The organism is Luteibaculum oceani (assembly GCF_007995015.1).
Classification (GTDB): Bacteria; Bacteroidota; Bacteroidia; order Flavobacteriales_D; family Luteibaculaceae; genus Luteibaculum; species Luteibaculum oceani.
The window spans coordinates 52,414-70,701 of sequence record NZ_VORB01000004.1 but is presented as its reverse complement, the minus strand read 5'-3'; the positions used below and the strand labels follow the sequence as shown (position 1 = coordinate 70,701).

Genomic DNA, 18,288 nt, shown 5'->3' with positions numbered 1-18,288 from the left:
TATGTCTAACCCTACCGAACAAGTAAAGATATTTTTAGAAAAATCGCATCAGCTTAAACAAGAACTTTCAAAAGTAATTGTTGGGCAGGATGAGGTAATTCAGCAGGTGCTAATTTCTATTTTTAGCAAGGGACATTGTTTATTGGTAGGGGTTCCGGGATTGGCAAAAACACTTTTGGTTAATAGCATTTCCCAAGCATTGGGATTGAGTTTTAACCGTATTCAGTTTACTCCCGACTTGATGCCTTCGGATATCACTGGATCTGAAATTCTGGATGAAAACAAGAAATTTCAATTTATAAAAGGACCTATATTTTCTAATGTGGTTTTGGCGGATGAGATTAACAGAACTCCACCAAAAACGCAATCGGCCCTATTAGAAGCCATGCAGGAGAAAAAGGTTACTTACGGTGGAAAAACCTTAGACTTACCTAATCCATTTTTTGTTTTAGCAACCCAGAATCCAATTGAGCAGGAGGGGACATATCCACTTCCAGAAGCCCAGTTAGACCGCTTTATGTTTAATATTTGGGTGGATTATCCAAGCTTCTCGGAGGAATTAGAGATAGTTAAAAGAACTACAGGGTCTGCAAGTGCAACCATTAATCCGGTGTTTACCCAAGAAGACATTCTCGCATCTCAAAATTTAGTTCGCCAAATTCCGGTCACGGATACTGTATTTGAATACGCGGTTAAATTAGTGGGTAAAACTAGGCTTAACCAAGAGGGTAGCGAATTAGCAAAAAGTTACCTGTCGTGGGGTGCAGGACCAAGAGCCTCGCAGTATCTTATTTTAGGAGCAAAAGCTCACGCATTGTTAAATGGAAAATTCGCCCCGGATATTGAGGATGTAAAAGCTGTTGCTGCCCCTGTATTGAGGCATAGAATAATTACCAATTACAAGGCCGAGGCGGCGGGGTATACGGTGGATAGTATTATCCAGGAATTACTTTAAGCCTTTTATTGGCAATGCGAGTGGGCTCCAGAACTGGCGGCCCAGGCATCTGGCTTTGCTAACGCATTGTATCCCATAGATTTTATAAAACCTAAACTAGCTTCGTACAGACTGTTACTAAAGTAATTTGGGTCCTTATTTAAATCTACATGAATAAAAATGGGAGAGGGGATGGTATCAAACTTATGAGCTACCTGAACAGCTAAATTGACTTCCTCCCATAATCTAGAATATCTGTCCTTTGGTTTCGGAGTGTTTCTAGTACCAAAAATTTCATGAACTCCACGGCCTATCTCTCGCATACAAATAGCAACCGAGTATTTTACATAACCTCTTTTTACTTTGGAGTCGCATCCCAAGTGGATTTCACCCTTAGGATGCTTCAATAACCAATTGTTGACATATCGAAGTGGATCTAGAACCACAGTTCCATCCTCCTTGTAAAAATTCGAAATCATAAGCACGCGTATTGAAGCTTTTGAATATACGCAAAGTGCTATAAATTAAATGGTTAACTGATTTCTATCGTTTAAGTGGACGCATTTCCATTTCCACAACATGAAAATTGTCACTGGTTTCGTATGCAAACCACATCGATTTTGCAATGTCTACAGGACTCATCATGGAATCGTCTGCTTCAATGTTTTCAAAATCATCGAAAAAGTGAGTGTTGACAGAACCAGGATTGATGCAGGAAACTTTTATTCCATCCTTTCTTAATTCCTTAAAGATACTATGGGAGAATCCTCTAACAGCCCATTTAGAGGCACAGTATCCACTTAGGCTTTCTATTCCCATAGTTCCAGCAATGGAAGCAATATTAAAAATATGCCCCTTTTTGTTTTTTGCCATTAAGGGGGCTATAAGGCGTGTGCAGTAATACAATCCATTTACATTGGTTGCAAACATGGCATCGAAATTCTTGGGATCCGATTCCATTAAATATTCCTGTTTACCGAATCCAGCATTGTTCACAAGAATTTCTATTTCACCGTTTAGAATTTTGTCGCTTTCCTTAACTGCAGATTCTACATCCATGTAAGTGGATACATCTACCCGTAAATGATGGAAATTTTCGTGTTCAATCTCCGTTTTTGATCTTGACCAGCCTACCACTTTAAATCCTTTTTCTAGGAGTAATTTCACGGTAGCATATCCAATTCCTTTACTTGATCCTGTTACGATTGCGCCTTTCATTCTAATTATTTTAATGTTTTACAATTGGTTCATTCTGTTTGTTCTCGATCTCAAAAAGTGATCGCAAAGTACCAAAGCAGCCATGGCTTCCACAATGGGAACCGCTCTTGGTAATACGCAGGGGTCGTGTCTTCCTTTTCCTTTAACAACCACTTGCTCGCCTGTCTGGTCTACACTTTCCTGATCTATCATTAATGTGGCAGTAGGTTTAAACCCCACCTTAAAGTAAATGGGTTGACCGTTGCTAATGCCCCCTTGAATTCCACCGCTGTTGTTGGTTTTAGTCTGGGCTTCCGTACCGCTTACTTCAGTAAAAGCATCATTGTTTTCAAGTCCCGTTTTTCGGCAACCATCAAATCCAGATCCATATTCAAATCCCTGTACTGCATTAATACTTAGCATTGCCTTTCCTAGGTCGGCATGAAGACGATCGAACACAGGCTCACCCAAGCCCGCAGGAACTCCTGTTATGTGGGTGCTTATTATTCCACCTACGCTGTTTCCTTCTTTCCGGGTTTTTAGAATCAATTGTTCAATCTTTTCCGCGGTCTCTTTGTGTGGACAACGTGTTGGGGAAGCATCTATCTCTTCCCTTGAAGAAGGTAAATACCCATTGGGAATTGAGATGTCTTTTACGGAGTTTACAAATGCAAGGATTTCAATTCCTTTAGCCTTCAGAATTTTTTTTGCGATGGCACCAGCTGCTACCCGTGCAGCAGTCTCCCTTGCCGACGATCTTCCACCTCCACGATAGTCGCGGAAACCGTATTTGGCATCGTAAGTATAATCGGCGTGGGAAGGTCGGTATTGGTTCTTAATATGGTCGTAATCCCTGGATTTTTGATCTTCATTTTTAATGAATAGAGAGATTGGAGTACCCGTTGTTATTCCTTCGAAAATTCCAGACTGAATGCTAACAATATCCCCCTCTTTTCTTTGAGTTACCAACTTCGATTGTCCTGGTTTTCTTCGGTCAAGTTCTACCTGTATTTCCTCCTCATTGATCTCTAATCCAGCTGGACAGCCATCTATAATGGCGCCAATTCCATATCCATGAGATTCGCCAAAGGTGGTTACTGTAAATAGTTTTCCAAATTGATTTCCAGCCACTACGCAAATTTTGGTTTTAAATTAAAGCTATTTATATCCTTCCAAAAATTGGGGTAGGATTTGTCTACCACCTCGGGATTGGATATTGCTATGTTTTTATTTAGAATGGCCAGAGGAGCAAATGCCATGGCCATGCGATGGTCTTCGTAGGTAGAAATGACCACTTCCGATTTTGGTATTACGGATTCCTGATAAAGGTGATAGTCTCCATTGGGTTTCTCTTCCAAGCGCCATCCAATTTTGGCCAATTCCTGCTGCATGGCTAATATCCTGTCGGTTTCTTTTACTTTCAAGCTATCCAACCCTGCAAAGTTGCCTTCTCTTTTAGTGAGTACACAGGCAATCATGAAACTTTGGGCTAAATCGGGACAATCCGAAAAATTGTAATTAAATGCTGTGTTATCTCCCTCTCCATTTACCAAACGCGCTCCTTCGTTGGTGAAGTGCGTATTGATACCAAAGGATTTAAACAAACTGGTTAAAATAGCATCGCCCTGTAGGCTTTCTTTTTTTAATCCCGAAAGAATTATGCTGGAATCCAGAGCTAATGCAATTAAATACCAATAGGATGCAGCACTCCAGTCTGGATTTACCCTATAGCTGCATGCTCTATGCTCTTTTAGCTCCATTAAATATCGGGTATCTGAAACTTTAATTTGCGCCCCGAGCATCTCTAAGAAACCGAGAGTCATATTAATGTAGGGCTTGGATCCGCCCTTACCAATTGTTTTGATTTCTAATCCTTTTTCGAAAAACGGGCTTAGAAGGAGAAGGGCACTTAAAAATTGACTCGATGTATTTAATGCGACCCTTGTGCTTGCCTTTTTAGGTGGAGTTAATCCATTTATCGCAAGTGGAGGATAACCTTCCTTTTCCTGGTATGTGATCTGAGCACCCATAAGCGTGAGGGCCTCCACCAAATCGGAGATGGGTCTTTCCTTCATTCTTGCGCTTCCCGTTATTAGATATTTTCCGGGCGTGAAGGCACAAAGAGCAGTTAAAAAACGAAAGGTTGTTCCAGCTGGACCACAATCTAAAACTAATGTATCCTCTAGATTACCATTGTTTTCAATGCGTTTTAATAGGTCCATCAATAATCTGGAATCCGCTGCATTGGATGGGTTCTCAACCTTAAATTTACCTTGGGTGATATGTTGTAATATAAGCCCCCTATTGGTTTCTGATTTCGATCCGGGAAGGATAACTTTTTTTGTTTGCATGGTAGTGGATGAATTCAAGAGGGTAATTTACGCCTTTGAAGGCTCATTAAAGTCATTCATAATAGCATTTTGCTTTCGAATGCTTTCGGAGTGGATTATTTCCAGCAATTTTTGAGTAAAATCCTTATTAAGTTGCAAGTTTTTAGCGTACGCTGTTCTTGTTTCTACAATTTCATTCCAACGGGCTACTTGTAAAATGGTAATATCATTATCCTTCTTGTAGTCGCCGATTTTCTCCACCAGCTTCATTCGCTCTGCCAGAACGCGAAGTAATTTTTCATCCATTAGATCTATTTCCTGTCTCAGTTCTTCTAAAACAGTTTTAAAAGTAGGATCGTCGCTTTGTGGAACTCTAATTACAAGATTATCGAGTATGGATTTAAGTTGTTTAGGACTAACCTGTTGTTTGGCGTCTGTCCACGCTTTATCTGGATCTGGATGTGTTTCTATCATTAACCCTTGCATGTCTAAATCCAAGGCTTTTTGAGAAACACTTTCTATTAAGGCTCGGTCTCCACCAATGTGACTTGGGTCGCAAATAATGGGGAGCTCAGGTAACTTTCTTTTCAGATCGATTGCAATTTCCCACATAGGCTCGTTTCTGAAAGGTGTTTTTTCGACTGGAGAAAATCCTCGATGAACTGCCGCCAATTTTGTAATACCTGCACGGTTGAGGCGTTCTATTGCGCCCATCCATAAACCAATATCTGGGTTTACGGGATTTTTAACCAGTACAGGAATATCCTTTCCTTTCAAGGCGTCGGCAATTTCTTGAACCGAAAAGGGGTTAACTGTAGTTCTTGCACCCACCCATAAAATATCTACACCTGCACTTAAAGCTTTCTCAACGTGGGAGGCGTTTGCCACTTCTGCGGCGGATTTATAGCCATATTTTTTGGCGGCATTCACCAACCATGGGAGCCCTTTTTCTCCCACTCCTTCGAAATCTCCGGGTCTGGTTCTTGGTTTCCAAATACCCGCCCTCAAAATGCCTACAGCTTTTATTTCGCTAAGTTGAGAAGCGATGGTCTCCATCTGTGCTTCGCTTTCTGCACTACAGGGGCCAGCGATTAGAAAAGGTTTCTTTTCGCTACTGATCCATGCATTAAGGGGTGTAATATTCATAACTATAGTAATAACCTATTTCGGCTAAGCGGGTTCGAAATTAAAGTTTATTGTTGGAATTTGAGTAGATAATTTATGTAAAAACGATTTTGACTTATGTTTTATTCTTCATTACATCTTTTAGTTAAGTGTTTTCAGAATATTATTTTAAGATTGTGAGTCCTACTTTCAAAAGTCCAGCTACCGACATGGAATCGGTTATTTTACCATCCAGGGCCATGTTAACTGCCTCCTCCAGTTTAATTTTTTTAATTTTAATTTCCTCTGTTCCTTCTGGGCATGGAGCTTCTTGGGATAATCCCGTTGCTAAATATATTAGGGCGTATTCATCAGATACCGAATTGCTAATGTGAAGTTTTTGAATCAGCTTCCAATCCTTAGCAACTAATCCAGTTTCTTCCTTAAGTTCGCGTTGTGCAGATAAAATAGGGTCTATATGGTGAGGTCCCCCTCCTTCGGGTATTTCCCAGCTGTACTCATCCAGCGGGTACCGATGTTGCCCTACGAGCCAGGTATAGCCATCCTCGGAGATGGGAATAATTCCTATGGCAATGTTTTTAAAGTGAATCTTACCATATATGCCCTTGTTACCATCTGGTTGAATAACATCCTCGTGGGTAACCTTAATCCAGGGGTTTTCGTAACGAATTTCGGAATTAACTTTTTTCCAAGGACCTATTTGGGTTTGACTATTATTTTTGGAGCTCATAAAATATTTTAAACAATGAAAAATCCGTCTGACATAAGACCAGGTACAAAGTTATGCTTTATAAATGAGCCTGGTGTTGTAGAATATAGGCGGTCTAATGAGCGTGGTGATTTTATTGTTGAAGATGAATTTGGATTTGAAATAGCGGTAAATCCGGCTGATTTAATGTTTCAGGATGGGCGATTGATTAGAAATGGAGTAGGGGAGCAAAAATCAGAAAGCAAGCAATTAAAGGCTGATAAATATCCTGCGGGAGTTACTGTGGTATCTTGTCAACATTGGGAGCTTGACTTGCACATGGAGGAAATTACTAGCGAGGAAGAGCAACAGAGAATAGCACATGCGTTAAGATTCCAATTAAACCATCTTAAAAAAGTAGTAGATGTGGCCAGAAAAAATCGGGTAAAGTTTATTACAGTAATTCATGGTAAGGGAAAAGGGATACTACGTACAGAAATACTAAATTTGTTACATCAATTGGAGGACATCCAATATAGTGATGCATCATTTGACAAATATGGTGGTGGAGCAATTAGCGTTGAGTTATTTGGTCTAAACCGTTAACGATATTCCAATACTGGCTCATCGCCATGCCTTAGGCGTGGAGGAAAGTCTGGGCAGCATAGGACAACCGTGCTTCCTAACAGGAAGGACCACGCCTAGGGCGTGGTACAGACAGTGCAGCAGAAAACAAACCGCCACGCTCCGGCGCGGTAAGGGTGAAAAGGTGGGGTAAGAGCCCACCGGCCGAGTGGTGACATAAGGCGCATGGTAAACCTCACGGGCTGAAAGATCAAGTAAACCTTGTGCATCTTCGGGTGCTAGCTTGTCCGGCTACAATTTATTGACAAGGAGGGTGGATCGATGGACTGTAGTGGTGACGCTACAGCTAGATAAATGATGGGCATCACGCTTGCGGCGTGGTACAGAACCCGGCTTATAGGTATTGGAACGAAATAAAGGCGCCCTTCCGGGCGCCTTTACCATTTTACCCATTTTTTAATCGTACATTTGCCGCTTAATATTTTTTTATGTCATTTGAATCGTTAGGACTTAGGGAAGAAGTTTTAAAAGCTATTGTTCCTCTTGGGTTTGAAAACCCGACAGCAATACAGGAAAAAGCTATCCCAAGTCTAATCGAAAGCAACAGAGATCTCGTTGGATTGGCCCAGACGGGTACAGGGAAAACAGCTGCTTTCGGTTTGCCAATTGTGCACCTTATTAACTTTAGTAAACCAGTTACGCAAGCAGTAGTACTCTGTCCAACTCGAGAGTTGTGTTTGCAAATTTCGGGCGATCTTAAAGAGTACAGTAGTCAATTTGTAGGTGCAAGAATTACCCCAGTTTATGGAGGATCTTCCATAGAAAAACAAATTAGGGATTTGAGAAAGGGGTCTCAAATTGTTGTTGCAACACCAGGAAGGTTAATCGATTTGATTAATCGTGGAAAGGTAGATTTTAACCAGGTGGAAATAGCCGTGTTAGATGAAGCCGATGAAATGTTGAACATGGGATTCAAGGAGGATATTGATTTTATCCTTTCTCATACTCCACATTCTAAAAGAACTTGGTTGTTTTCTGCTACCATGCCAAAAGAGGTAGCGGCTATTGCTAAGAATTTTATGACCGATCCGTTGGAAATAACGGTAGGATCTAAAAACAGTAGCGCAACAACCATTTCTCACAAGTATATCACTGTACACGGAAGAAATAGATATCCAGCTTTGAAGCGAATTTTGGATTTTAATCCAGATATCTATGGTATTGTATTCTGTAACACACGTAACCACACTAGAGAAGTAGCTGAAAAGCTTGCTAGAGACGGTTATAATGCAGAGCCATTACACGGAGATCTTTCTCAGGCAGAAAGGGATTCTGTAATGTCTAAATTCCGTTCTAAGACTACCAAAGTACTGGTTGCAACGGATGTTGCGGCACGTGGAATAGACGTGGATGAAATTACCCACGTAATTCACTATATGTTACCAGACGATGTAGAAAACTACACACATAGAAGTGGTAGAACAGGTAGAGCAGGTAAAAAAGGAATGTCTATTGCCATTGTAGACCCAAGAGATATGGGTAAGGTAAGAGATATCGAGCGCATTATGAAGCAATCTTTGGCGCACGAGAAACTTCCTGAGCCCAAAGATATCTGTGGTCGTCAACTTGGAGCATACATTAACCGTGTGGTTAACACAGAAGTTAACCAGCAAGAGATGGAAACTTATCTGGAGAATATTTCGGAGGAGTTGGCAGATTTTGATCGCGAAGAAATTATCGCACTCTTTGTATCCAACCATTTTAATAATCTATTCGATTACTACAAGAACGCTCCAGATCTTAATGTAGACGCTAGTAGGTCTCGTATGTCGGGTGGAAGAGAAAGTAGATCAAATGGAAACTTCCAACGTATTTTTGTAAACGTTGGAACAATGGATGGTATTGATAAAGGAGCAATCCTAAGATTAGTTTGTTCTAGATCAGCAGTAACAGCTCAGGCTGTTGGAAGAATTGATTTAAAAAACCAATTCAGCTTTGTAGAGGTTGAAAATAAATTCGCATCCGAAGTTGTAGATAGCCTTCGCGGCGCAGAAATAGATGGAAGAGAAGTTCGCGCCGAATTTTCAAGTCAGGAACCAAGAGGGGGAGGATCTCGCTCTGGTGGAGGACGTAGAAGAGATGGCGGAGGATATAAATCCAAGGACCGTGGGTCGTCTCGAAGGAGAGATGGTGGAAGCGGCGGTGGAAACCGAAAGCCTTATGAATCTTATCATAAAAGAACCCAACACAAATAAAACAAAGCCCCACGCTCCAGCGTGGGGCTTTTTTATTTTCTAATTGTTTATGCCGTCAAGTATTATTTAAATTGGCGGCATGTTCGTAGACAATAGACCCATAAATGCCTTTAGCCCACTAAGTGTAGGGAAGAGTGGATTTTCAGATAAGGAATTGCTTAATCTGTATAAGCAGCTGTTACTTCCTCGGGTAATTGAAAATAAAATGTTGTCAGCCTTGCGTGGAGGTAAAATATCGAAGTGGTTTTCAGGCTTCGGTCAAGAAACTCTTTCAGTCTGTGCTGCAGCTGCTATGCATCCAGATGAATATATCTGTACCATGCATAGAAATTTGGGGGTATTTACTACGAGGAAGGTACCCTTGAATAGATTGTTTGCCCAATTTATGGGTAAGGCTGAGGGTTATACCAAAGGAAGAGATAGGTCTTTTCATTTCGGAGCTCCCGAACATAATCTCGTGGGAATGATTTCTCACTTGGGCCCTCAGTTAGGTGTAGCGGATGGCTTAGCCTTGAACCATAAATTAAGAGAGGATAAAAAGGCCGTTTTGGCCTTTACTGGCGATGGAGCTACCAGTGAAGGTGATTTCCATGAGGCTATGAATGTGGCAGCGGTTTGGGACCTTCCCGTTTTATTTGTGGTAGAGAATAATTATTGGGGATTGTCTACTCCTTATTACGAGCAATATAAGTGCAAGCAATTTATAGATAAGGCGGTTGGTTACGGTATGGAAGCTGTGCAATTGGATGGGAATAATCCAACGGAGCTTAAACAAAAGTTATCTGACATTGCTGATTATGTTAGAACTACCGGTAAGCCTTTACTGGCGGAATGTGTAACCTTTCGAATGCGGGGACACGAAGAAGCGTCGGGTACGGCGTATTACCCCGAAGGGCTAGGTGAAACATGGAGTAAAAGGGACGGTGTTGAGGCTTTAAAAGAGCTGTTACTCAGAGAGGGGATAGCTGGATTAGAGGAATTAGCCGCTATGGAAGAAAGCTACGCGAAAAAGGTTAAAACGGCTTTGGATGAAGCTTTGGCCTACGACGAAATTATTCCAGATCCTGAGGTGGAAATGCGCGATGTGTACACTTCGAATATTGAATTAAAGGAGGAGTCACCGGGAGAGAAAATTGAAATGCGCATGATTGACGCAATTAAAGATGCGCTCGATGTTGCGCTCGATTCCTATCCCGAATTGGTTCTTATGGGGCAAGATATTGCCGATTATGGTGGGGTTTTTAAGGCTACCGAAGGCTTGGCTGAAAAGTTTGGCAAAGAAAGGGTGCGCAATACTCCGCTGTGTGAAAGTGCTATTTTGGGTACTTCACTTGGTTTTGGTATTGCAGGAGGGCGATCTATGGTGGAAATGCAATTTGCCGATTTCGTATCCTGTGGAATGACACAAATAGCCAATAATTTAGCTAAAATCCATTATCGCTGGGGAGCCGAGCCAAAAGTGGTGGTAAGAATGCCAACGGGAGCAGGAGTAGGGGCGGGCCCCTTCCATTCGCAGTCCCTAGAGGCTTGGTTTACCAAAATTCCAGGATTAAAAGTTTATTTTCCTTCTAATGCATACGACGCTAAAGGATTGCTTTTGCGAGCGATTGCAGATAACAATCCAGTGTTATTCTTCGAGCATAAGTATCTATACCGTACGGTAAAGTCCCAAGTTCCAAGTGGATTTTATACAGTAGATGAAGGGAAAGCATCTATTGCCATAGAGGGAGATGCACTTACTATAATTACTTATGGTCTCGGTGTGCATTGGGCTATGGAAGTTGCCGATTCCGTAGATGCTTCCATTGAAGTCTTAGATCTGAGAACATTGGTTCCTATGGACTGGGACAGTATTTATGCTTCTGTAAATAAGTGTAACAAGGCCATAGTACTTCAGGAGGACACCATTTCCTATGGAGTGGCCTCAGAGATTGTGTCTAAAATTCAAGAGAACTGCTTTTTTAATCTGGATGCACCGGTTATGAAAGTGGGATCTTTAGATACACCAGTTCCTTTTGCTAAGAACTTAGAAAATCAGTTTTTACCAAAGGAGAGGTTGAAATTGGCAGTGGAAAAGCTTTTGCAACTATAGTCTTCCTCAGTTTAAATAAAACGGTGTGATGGTCAATTAGATACAAAACTAGGATACTGAAAAGCAAAAAGACCGCTAACAGAAGGTTTACGGTCTTTATTAATGCTTTTTGATTAAATATTAAAATCCTGTTGAAGGTAAGTCGTCCCCACCTCTATTGTCGTTTCGTCTTCTATTGATACGAGGCATATCCTGCTTACCAAAATTGTAGTTGAAACTTAGGTATACAGTTCTAGATTCCCATCTTCTTAGTGTTTCGTATTGGTAATTTTCCAGGCGCATGCTTTCAAAACCAAATCTGCGCATATTGAAAATGTCGCTTACTCTCAGGGAGATAGAACCCTTATTGTTTAGGATCGATTTTCTTGCGCTTAAGTCCATACCGTACATAGGGGTAATGTTACCTTGTAATACTTTCATTTTACCTCGATACATTACATTCCACTGAAGTATCCACCCTTTTTTAAGGTTGTGCATGGAGTTGAAGAAAACGGAATATCCATTATTATTTAAGTTAACAACGTTTTCAAGAATTCCCTCCTTAGAGAATTTACTGTGCCAATAATTGAAACTGGTTGTGGTACGCCACCATGAGAAAGGGTTGTAGGTAAGAATCAACTCGCTTCCGTATACGTAGGAATCATCAAAATTTCTGAATAACACCACGTTGGTTCCATTCTCGTTAAGCTGAAGGAAACGACCTATTCTGTCATTTACTTTTCGCATGTAAACCGACGCGTTTATGTTCACCTTTTTCCCGTAGCTGTTGTAACCCAGCTCATAAACGTCTATGTATTCTGGACGTAAAAATGGGTTACCTGTTCTAATTGTGTATGGGTCTGCGTAAGATGCAAATGGGTTTAACTGATTTTCGCTTGGGCGGTTAATTCTTCTCGTATAACTTACCTGTACATTGTTTGTAGGGCTTAGCTTATAAGAAATGTATGCTGAGGGGAATAAAGAATTATAGGTTGGCTTTGCTTCCTCACCAGTATTTACCAATTTCCCTCTAATTCCGGTGTACTCATATCTTAACCCACCCTTTAAAGTCCATTTTTTAAACTCTTTACTTAGCGTGGTATATAACGCATATACCGTTTCGTCGTACAAGAATCTATTGTTTAAGGAGTCTATAGGCTGATAGGTTCCGGTGCTATCCTGTTGATCCAGATAAATGTCATTATCAAAATCTCTCAGTGTGGTATGGAATCCCGCCTCAAATATTACCGAATCGGTAAGGGGGTTAACGTAATCTAACCTGGAGTTGAATACGCTTCTCAGCTCCGTATTGCTTTGTCTTTGAAAAAGGGGAGCCTCGAAAGACTCTCCATTTGGATCGATGAATTGTTGGCTGAATTTTTCGCTTGTTGCCTGGTCGTTATCTGAGTAGTTAATATCTAAATCTAGGGTATGCCCTTCTTTTTCAAATTTATGTTGCACTCCACCATTAAGAGCATAGCCATCAATAGTATATTCTGCAAAAGCGTCTCTGCCTGATTCGTTTACCAAGTTCCTTTCGGAAGTGTAGTTGAGGTAATTCATCTTGCGTTCCCCGTTTCCACTTATGTCCATTACCGTTCCAGAGAAGTAAAGCGTGGTTTTATTATTTAAGAAATAGTCGAGGCCTATTTTACCTGTTAAGTTGTTGTTTTTATTGAAACCGCTATCCCGTGTTGTTTGGTAAAAGTTGGTGTCTGGCAAAAAGATGTCCCTATCGTTATTACCTCCATACCAGGTCTTAGAAAGGTTGGCACTTAAAGAGCTGGAAACATTGAATTTTCCTTTTCTATAATTAAGTGCAAGTGAGTTGTTCGTTTTTGTGTAGATACCATGTCCAATAGAGCTATTTAAACTCCCGTTAAATCCACCTTTCCGGTCCTTTTTCATGATAATGTTAATGATACCTGAAGTCCCTTCTGGATCATATTTAGCAGATGGGTTGGTAATCAACTCTATTTTTTCAATTGAGGAAGCTGGTACACTTTGTAAATATTGAGAAGCAGACATATTAATAGGGCGTCCATCTACTAATATATTTACATTGGATTCACCCCTTAAACTAATGTTTCCGTCTATATCTACCTCCACTGAGGGTACATTTCTTAATACTTCTAAACCATCTCCTCCGGCAGCTGCAGGAGTTTTGTCTACGTTGAAGATTTTTTTGTCGATCATGGTTTCCATCTGGCGCTTTTCGGCGGTAACCTCTACCTCTTGGAGGTCGCTATAGGAGCCGGAAAGGGCAATAACACCCAATTCGATTTCATTTAATTCCTTGGTAAGGTTAACATTAGGGACATACTTGGCTTGATAACCGATAAACCCGATTCTGAGATAATACTTACCTAGATTAACCTTTGATAACTCGAAAGATCCATCTGATTTAGCAGTTGTTCCGGTTACAAGACTCGAATCATTTACCAGGTGTAATGATATGGTGGCGTATTCTATGCCTTTTTTGGTTTCCGCATCGATTATAGTTCCCGAAATTGATCCAAGCTTAGCACCAGTATATTGCTGCTGCCCAAATGCTAATTGAACTAGAAAGAGGGGTAGGAGTAAAAGGTATGTAGACTTTGCCATGGTACGGTATTTTATACAAAGGAAAAAAGAGCGGCAAAAGTACAGCTCCAAATTGGGATTACTGGGGTAAAATCTAATTGGATGGTCAAAATGTGGAGGCTTTGGCAATATTTCACAATTGGATTTAGGGCAAAAAAAAGCCCCTCGCATTGCGAAGGGCTCTTCTAATTTGATTCTTAACTGAACCTAATCTTTAACAAAACGGTGGATATACTGCTTGTTGTTCGCGTGAACTTTAATGTAGTATATACCTGATTTTAGATTTGAAATATTAATGGTTTCTTTCATGCTGTTCATTTCTGTACTCAATGCTACACGTCCAGCAATATCCATAAACTCAATACGCTCAGGGTTTAGAGAGAAGTCATTACTTTTTACAGTAACAAGGTCCTTACCTGGGTTAGGGAAAACAGAGAATTTGGTAGCACTTTCGTTAATGCTAACAGTTTCAATACCTGTAGTAGTTGCAATCCACTTTTGCATACGAGCTGCAGAGAAAGTAGTAACACTATCCATCCAAGCTTTATAAGTAGGGTCGTAGTTTTGATCGTAAGTGTCGTTGCTAGAAGACCACATGTATACTTCGCCAGGGAAAGTTAATAAGCCTTTCTTGTACATGTTGCTTTCTGGAGTGTCTTCTGGAATTCTTACTTGCTTGTAACCATCCCTGTTTTCTGTTTTAAAGAATCCATTTTTACCCATTCCATCAAGTTTTTCGTGGATGGAGTAAGAACCACTAACCTCGATAATAGGGAAAGTTCCAGATGCGTATACTAAGTCAGTTCTGTACGGAGTTGCCTCATCATCTTCCGAGTGAACAGAAATAATCAATGGGAAATCACCGGTATCAAATACTTTAAGCGTTGGTACAGCACCAGAATAGTTAGCAATGAAAGGAATAGACCAATCGTAGCTAGAGTTTGGTCCGGATTTGTACGCTACACCACCAAGGTTTTGGATGGTAGTATCGATGTAAGGAGTTCCGTTAGGCTGTCCAGTTAATTCATTTTTTTGCTGTAATTCTGGAAGGAATAATTCAGCTCCTCTGTCAATAGCCTCCATGTTTGTTGGAAGGTATCCACCCGCACCGAATCCAGCACCAATAATGTTGGTACCATCAATTCTGTACAGGTTTCCATCCTCTGCAACTGTTTTTCTTAAAAAGCGAACTGCAGATTTGTAATCTTGAATTGCTCTCCAAGCCGCAGGAAGAATTTGTCTAGAAGATTGTTCTTGAGAAGAAATGTTAGGTACCCATCCAACTCTGTAGGTAATAGCAAATACAACATATCCTTTTTTCGCCATTGCATTTGCGTAATCTACAATGTAAGGATCCGTTTTAGCTCCTTGTCCAGGTAGGAAAGAACCACCGTGAGAAACAATAATAGGAATACGCTTATTGATGTTATCTCCAGTTGGTTCATAGATGTCCAAAAACAAATCTACCGATTGGTTTTGGGCGTTCAATCCAACTCCATACTGTACATCAGAAGTAACGGTTACTTCAGTGAAAACATCGTTGTAATAACGAGTTTGTGCGTTGGTGCTCAAAGCAAAACAAGCCAAGCAAACCGCGATAAATAGTAATTTTTTCATCATTTATTTTCCGTTTTTGTTAAAGCCATAATTTACTGAAAAGTATGCCAATCTACCAATAAATGGCGCACCATATGCTTCAAAATGTAAATTATTAAGAATATTTGACGCTCCTAATTTAAAGGTTAGGTTGTAATCAGGTATTTCGTAATTCACCTGTGCATCTACTAAACCATAGGTTGGAACAGGACCTGAAAACTGTGGTGAACCAAAATAATCAAAGCCTTCCACCCATCTATATGTAATGTTAGCTCCAAAGTTCTTCCATCCTCTTAACCCAACACCAATATTGAATTTATGCTCTGGTGTGTTGAAGAATGGGATAAGTGGATCATCCTCATTGGTCTTAGTTAATTTAGACCATGTGTAGTTACCATTTATGCTAAAGTACTGTGGGAAGTAGTAATTTAATCCAACCGAGAATCCTTGCGTTTCAACAGTGGAAATCGAGTTAGCTGCAAAACGCGTTGGCTTGCTATCTATGTCGTATACGTATGTTCCACCTTGTACCTGGGTACTATCATTGAAATCAAAAGCAATGATATATCCTAAGAAATCGTTGTATTTACTTTGATAATAACTTGCATCCACATAAAGGTTTCTAAACATGATTCCTTTATATCCAATTTCAAAAGTTTCAACACGCTCGGGTCTAACTGGCGCGATAGTTTCCACCTTTGGACGTCCTGTAGCAAGGTAACCGTCTTCTGGATCGAAGTAATTTTCAAGAGAAACAATAGCTTCACCATTGATATTACCCTTTAATCTAGCAACACCAATATCATACAATAGATATTGATCCTGAAGTGTTGGGTTTCTTCTTGCGGTGGTATAGGTTAAACGAATATTGTCGGTATTAGAGGTAGAAATTACTGCACTTAATGCTGGCGTGAAGAAAGGATCGAAATTTTGGTGGTTATCGTAGCGCAATGAACCGATTAATTTAACTCCTACTTTACTCTTTTCTAGTGTGGTTACATCTTTCTCGAAATTGGTAAAAGCTCCATATTCCCATACCGAAATGTCAACGAATCCCTTGCTGATGTCATTTCTATCAATTAAGGTATCCGAGAAAATGGTTCCAAATGAGTTTGGGTCGTACAATCTATAGTTACCACCAAACTTAAAGGTCTCCGGTAACCACGATTTAATCTTAGTTAAATCGAAATTCGTTTTAAACTCAATGTGTTTTAGGCTGGATGCATCTGCAAAACGGGTACCTCCATCTTGAAAAGAAGGGTTGGAGGTAATCTTATTAAACTCCGCTTCAAACTCTGGAGTTCCTGGCACTAAATACTTACCACCATTGTTGGTTTCACTATTCGCAAATGCTCTTGCGTATTCAAAAGATTGTTGAACCGAGTATCCACTATCCCTGTATGCCTCGCGATACCCACGAGTATAATCGTTAAACCAACGGAAATCTTCTTTTTGTCTTCTTAAAAGCTGTTGCGCGGTAAATACAAGGTCGTATGAGTTTCCTGCGTCCTCTTTGGTTTGGTATGCCTTAATATTAAAGTTTTTGTGATCCCACTCTAACTTTTGCTGGCGGAAGGTAATGTCCTTAACCGAATAACGGTTATCACCCTGATAAACCGTAGTTCCTAAGGCATAGTTTTGCCAATAACTTACGGTACCAAAATTCTCTGGAAGCTTGTAATATGCTGCACCCGATAATTTTAGGGAGTAGGTTTCGTAGTTGGTAAGGTCTTCTTCTCTATATCCAGTTCTGTACACAGCAGTTCTTCCAACAGTTCCTGGAAGGATTGCTGGATTATATACTGCTGTTCTAGAACCGTAAAGGGATTCCCCATAAATGTTAATAGCGTCGTAGCCTTCTGCGGAAGTTTTAATCTCTGAGTCTAATACTTCTTTTACTCCGAGTGTGGTGTCGTAATTGGTTGCTTCCCAGTCATCTGCAGTTAGATAGTATGCATTGAATTTGTATGCAAATCTATCTTTAAGAACCTTGTTGTTGAATCTAGCTAATGCATTTTGGAGTTCATCGGTACCATCCTCATTTAACTCTCCGGATACGTGAGCGTAACGCATTGCTATTTCGGCAAAGTTTCTTTCCGCACCTTTAACCTGTAGTTCTAATCCTTCATACTTATAAGGATCCTTGGTTGTCATGGAGATAACACCATTAAATGCATTGGGGCCGTAGGTTGCAGAGTTCGCTCCAACTACAATATCTACTTTCTCTACATCTAATTCTGATACTCCAACAAAGTTCCCTAATGAGAAATTAAGACCAGGAGCTTGGTTGTCTACACCATCAATAAGCTGTATGGTTCTAACAGGGCTGGTGGAGTTGAATCCTCTGGTATTAATTACCTTAAACCCTAAGGAAGCAGAGGTCATATCCACACCCTTTAAATTTGCCAGACCTTCGTAGAAACCGGCAGCGGGGGTTTGTTTAATTTCCTTAATACCCATTCTTTCGATGGTTACAGGAGCTTCTCTTAATTTTTCCTCAACCCTCTGTCCAACAATTTTAACCTCTTTCATTACCACTTGGTTGGTCTCCAGAAGGAAGTCAACCTTGTTATTCGATGGACTAACAGTTTTTTCTTGAGGTTGGTAACCTAAGTAGCTAACCATAATAACCGTTGGTGCATTTCCAGGAATATTTAATTCGAAATTCCCGTCAATATCCGTGGTTACACCACTAGATTTTCCTTTAATAATTACTGCTGCACCGATCAGTGTTTCTTTGCTTCTAGCATCTTTTACAACACCTGAAACTTTATACTGACCGTTGGTTATTAGGCAGATAGATAATGCAAATACTAACGTTATAAATCCTCTCATCAGCTTTATTCTATTGGGGTCCGAGTAAGGTTAAATGATTCACCCGCTAAATAAATTTATTTTTTTGGTAATGTAAATCTCCCGTCGGT

Annotated in this window: 13 protein-coding genes and 1 other RNA gene; 5 read left to right on the top strand and 9 right to left on the bottom strand. The window is 40.4% G+C overall.

The genetic code is table 11. The features are described from left to right. The first annotated feature begins 1 nt into the window (after window position 1). A complete protein-coding gene (locus tag FRX97_RS05030; protein ID WP_147014055.1) occupies window positions 2-955 on the top strand; it encodes an AAA family ATPase in 954 nt (317 codons plus the stop codon). 5 nt (window positions 956-960) lie between these two features. Here the strand turns inward: FRX97_RS05030 and FRX97_RS05025 are convergent, their stop codons facing one another. The 6 genes from FRX97_RS05025 to FRX97_RS05000 all read right to left on the bottom strand — a co-directional run bounded on the left by FRX97_RS05025 (window position 961) and on the right by FRX97_RS05000 (window position 6,316). Next, the gene (locus FRX97_RS05025) at window positions 961-1,413 is read right to left on the bottom strand and encodes a ribonuclease H-like YkuK family protein (protein ID WP_147014053.1); all 453 of its coding nucleotides are present in this window, start codon (window positions 1,411-1,413) and stop codon (window positions 961-963) included. A 64-nt stretch (window positions 1,414-1,477) separates the two neighbouring features. After that, a complete protein-coding gene (locus FRX97_RS05020; protein ID WP_147014051.1) occupies window positions 1,478-2,152 on the bottom strand; it encodes an SDR family oxidoreductase in 675 nt (224 codons plus the stop codon). 18 nt (window positions 2,153-2,170) lie between these two features. Then, window positions 2,171-3,262 (bottom strand): chorismate synthase, encoded by a 1,092-nt coding sequence (gene aroC, locus FRX97_RS05015; RefSeq protein WP_147014049.1) that lies wholly within the window; start codon window positions 3,260-3,262, stop codon window positions 2,171-2,173. Then, complete coding sequence (locus FRX97_RS05010) at window positions 3,262-4,482, bottom strand: 3-phosphoshikimate 1-carboxyvinyltransferase (protein ID WP_147014047.1); 1,221 nt, start codon at window positions 4,480-4,482, stop codon at window positions 3,262-3,264. Before FRX97_RS05010 ends, aroC begins: the two co-directional genes overlap by 1 nt. Before the next feature lie 27 nt (window positions 4,483-4,509). Then, window positions 4,510-5,607 (bottom strand): chorismate mutase, encoded by a 1,098-nt coding sequence (locus tag FRX97_RS05005; protein WP_223266566.1) that lies wholly within the window; start codon window positions 5,605-5,607, stop codon window positions 4,510-4,512. Between the two features lie 142 nt (window positions 5,608-5,749). Beyond that, window positions 5,750-6,316: an NUDIX domain-containing protein gene (locus FRX97_RS05000; RefSeq protein ID WP_147014043.1), complete on the bottom strand. Its 567-nt coding sequence runs from the start codon at window positions 6,314-6,316 to the stop codon at window positions 5,750-5,752. A 15-nt stretch (window positions 6,317-6,331) separates the two neighbouring features. Between FRX97_RS05000 and FRX97_RS04995 the strand changes: the two genes are divergently transcribed. The 4 genes from FRX97_RS04995 to FRX97_RS04980 all read left to right on the top strand — a co-directional run bounded on the left by FRX97_RS04995 (window position 6,332) and on the right by FRX97_RS04980 (window position 11,206). Beyond that, window positions 6,332-6,880 carry a Smr/MutS family protein gene (locus FRX97_RS04995; RefSeq protein WP_147014041.1) on the top strand — a complete coding sequence of 183 codons (549 nt, stop codon included), beginning with the start codon at window positions 6,332-6,334 and terminating at the stop codon, window positions 6,878-6,880. 5 nt (window positions 6,881-6,885) lie between these two features. Then, window positions 6,886-7,272, top strand: an RNA gene (rnpB, locus tag FRX97_RS04990) — RNase P RNA component class A. Window positions 7,273-7,347: 75 nt separating this feature from the next. Continuing rightward, entirely contained in the window at window positions 7,348-9,114 is a 1,767-nt protein-coding gene (locus FRX97_RS04985; RefSeq protein WP_147014039.1) for a DEAD/DEAH box helicase, read from the top strand. Between the two features lie 79 nt (window positions 9,115-9,193). Beyond that, on the top strand, window positions 9,194-11,206 hold the full coding sequence (locus tag FRX97_RS04980; protein ID WP_147014037.1) for an alpha-ketoacid dehydrogenase subunit alpha/beta: 2,013 nt from the start codon (window positions 9,194-9,196) through the stop codon (window positions 11,204-11,206). 120 nt (window positions 11,207-11,326) lie between these two features. Here FRX97_RS04980 and FRX97_RS04975 read toward each other — a convergent pair whose 3' ends face one another. From FRX97_RS04975 to FRX97_RS04965, 3 genes are all read right to left on the bottom strand, one after another. Further along, window positions 11,327-13,789, bottom strand: a complete 2,463-nt coding sequence (locus tag FRX97_RS04975) for an outer membrane beta-barrel family protein (protein WP_170227028.1) — start codon at window positions 13,787-13,789, stop codon at window positions 11,327-11,329. Between the two features lie 186 nt (window positions 13,790-13,975). Continuing rightward, window positions 13,976-15,385: a T9SS type A sorting domain-containing protein gene (locus tag FRX97_RS04970; RefSeq protein WP_170227027.1), complete on the bottom strand. Its 1,410-nt coding sequence runs from the start codon at window positions 15,383-15,385 to the stop codon at window positions 13,976-13,978. Window positions 15,386-15,388: 3 nt separating this feature from the next. After that, window positions 15,389-18,199 carry a TonB-dependent receptor gene (locus tag FRX97_RS04965; RefSeq protein ID WP_147014031.1) on the bottom strand — a complete coding sequence of 937 codons (2,811 nt, stop codon included), beginning with the start codon at window positions 18,197-18,199 and terminating at the stop codon, window positions 15,389-15,391. Window positions 18,200-18,288 lie beyond the last annotated feature (89 nt).

What these genes read in the sequence shown, in the direction of transcription:
- FRX97_RS05030 (WP_147014055.1), top strand. Translation starts at nt 2, where the DNA reads ATGTCTAACCCTACCGAACAAGTAAAGATATTTTTAGAAAAATCGCAT.
- FRX97_RS05025 (WP_147014053.1), bottom strand. Translation starts at nt 1,413, where the DNA reads ATGATTTCGAATTTTTACAAGGAGGATGGAACTGTGGTTCTAGATCCA.
- FRX97_RS05020 (WP_147014051.1), bottom strand. Translation starts at nt 2,152, where the DNA reads ATGAAAGGCGCAATCGTAACAGGATCAAGTAAAGGAATTGGATATGCT.
- FRX97_RS05010 (WP_147014047.1), bottom strand. Translation starts at nt 4,482, where the DNA reads ATGCAAACAAAAAAAGTTATCCTTCCCGGATCGAAATCAGAAACCAAT.
- FRX97_RS05005 (WP_223266566.1), bottom strand. Translation starts at nt 5,607, where the DNA reads ATGAATATTACACCCCTTAATGCATGGATCAGTAGCGAAAAGAAACCT.
- FRX97_RS05000 (WP_147014043.1), bottom strand. Translation starts at nt 6,316, where the DNA reads ATGAGCTCCAAAAATAATAGTCAAACCCAAATAGGTCCTTGGAAAAAA.
- FRX97_RS04995 (WP_147014041.1), top strand. Translation starts at nt 6,332, where the DNA reads ATGAAAAATCCGTCTGACATAAGACCAGGTACAAAGTTATGCTTTATA.
- FRX97_RS04985 (WP_147014039.1), top strand. Translation starts at nt 7,348, where the DNA reads ATGTCATTTGAATCGTTAGGACTTAGGGAAGAAGTTTTAAAAGCTATT.
- FRX97_RS04980 (WP_147014037.1), top strand. Translation starts at nt 9,194, where the DNA reads ATGTTCGTAGACAATAGACCCATAAATGCCTTTAGCCCACTAAGTGTA.
- FRX97_RS04975 (WP_170227028.1), bottom strand. Translation starts at nt 13,789, where the DNA reads ATGGCAAAGTCTACATACCTTTTACTCCTACCCCTCTTTCTAGTTCAA.
- FRX97_RS04970 (WP_170227027.1), bottom strand. Translation starts at nt 15,385, where the DNA reads ATGAAAAAATTACTATTTATCGCGGTTTGCTTGGCTTGTTTTGCTTTG.
- FRX97_RS04965 (WP_147014031.1), bottom strand. Translation starts at nt 18,199, where the DNA reads ATGAGAGGATTTATAACGTTAGTATTTGCATTATCTATCTGCCTAATA.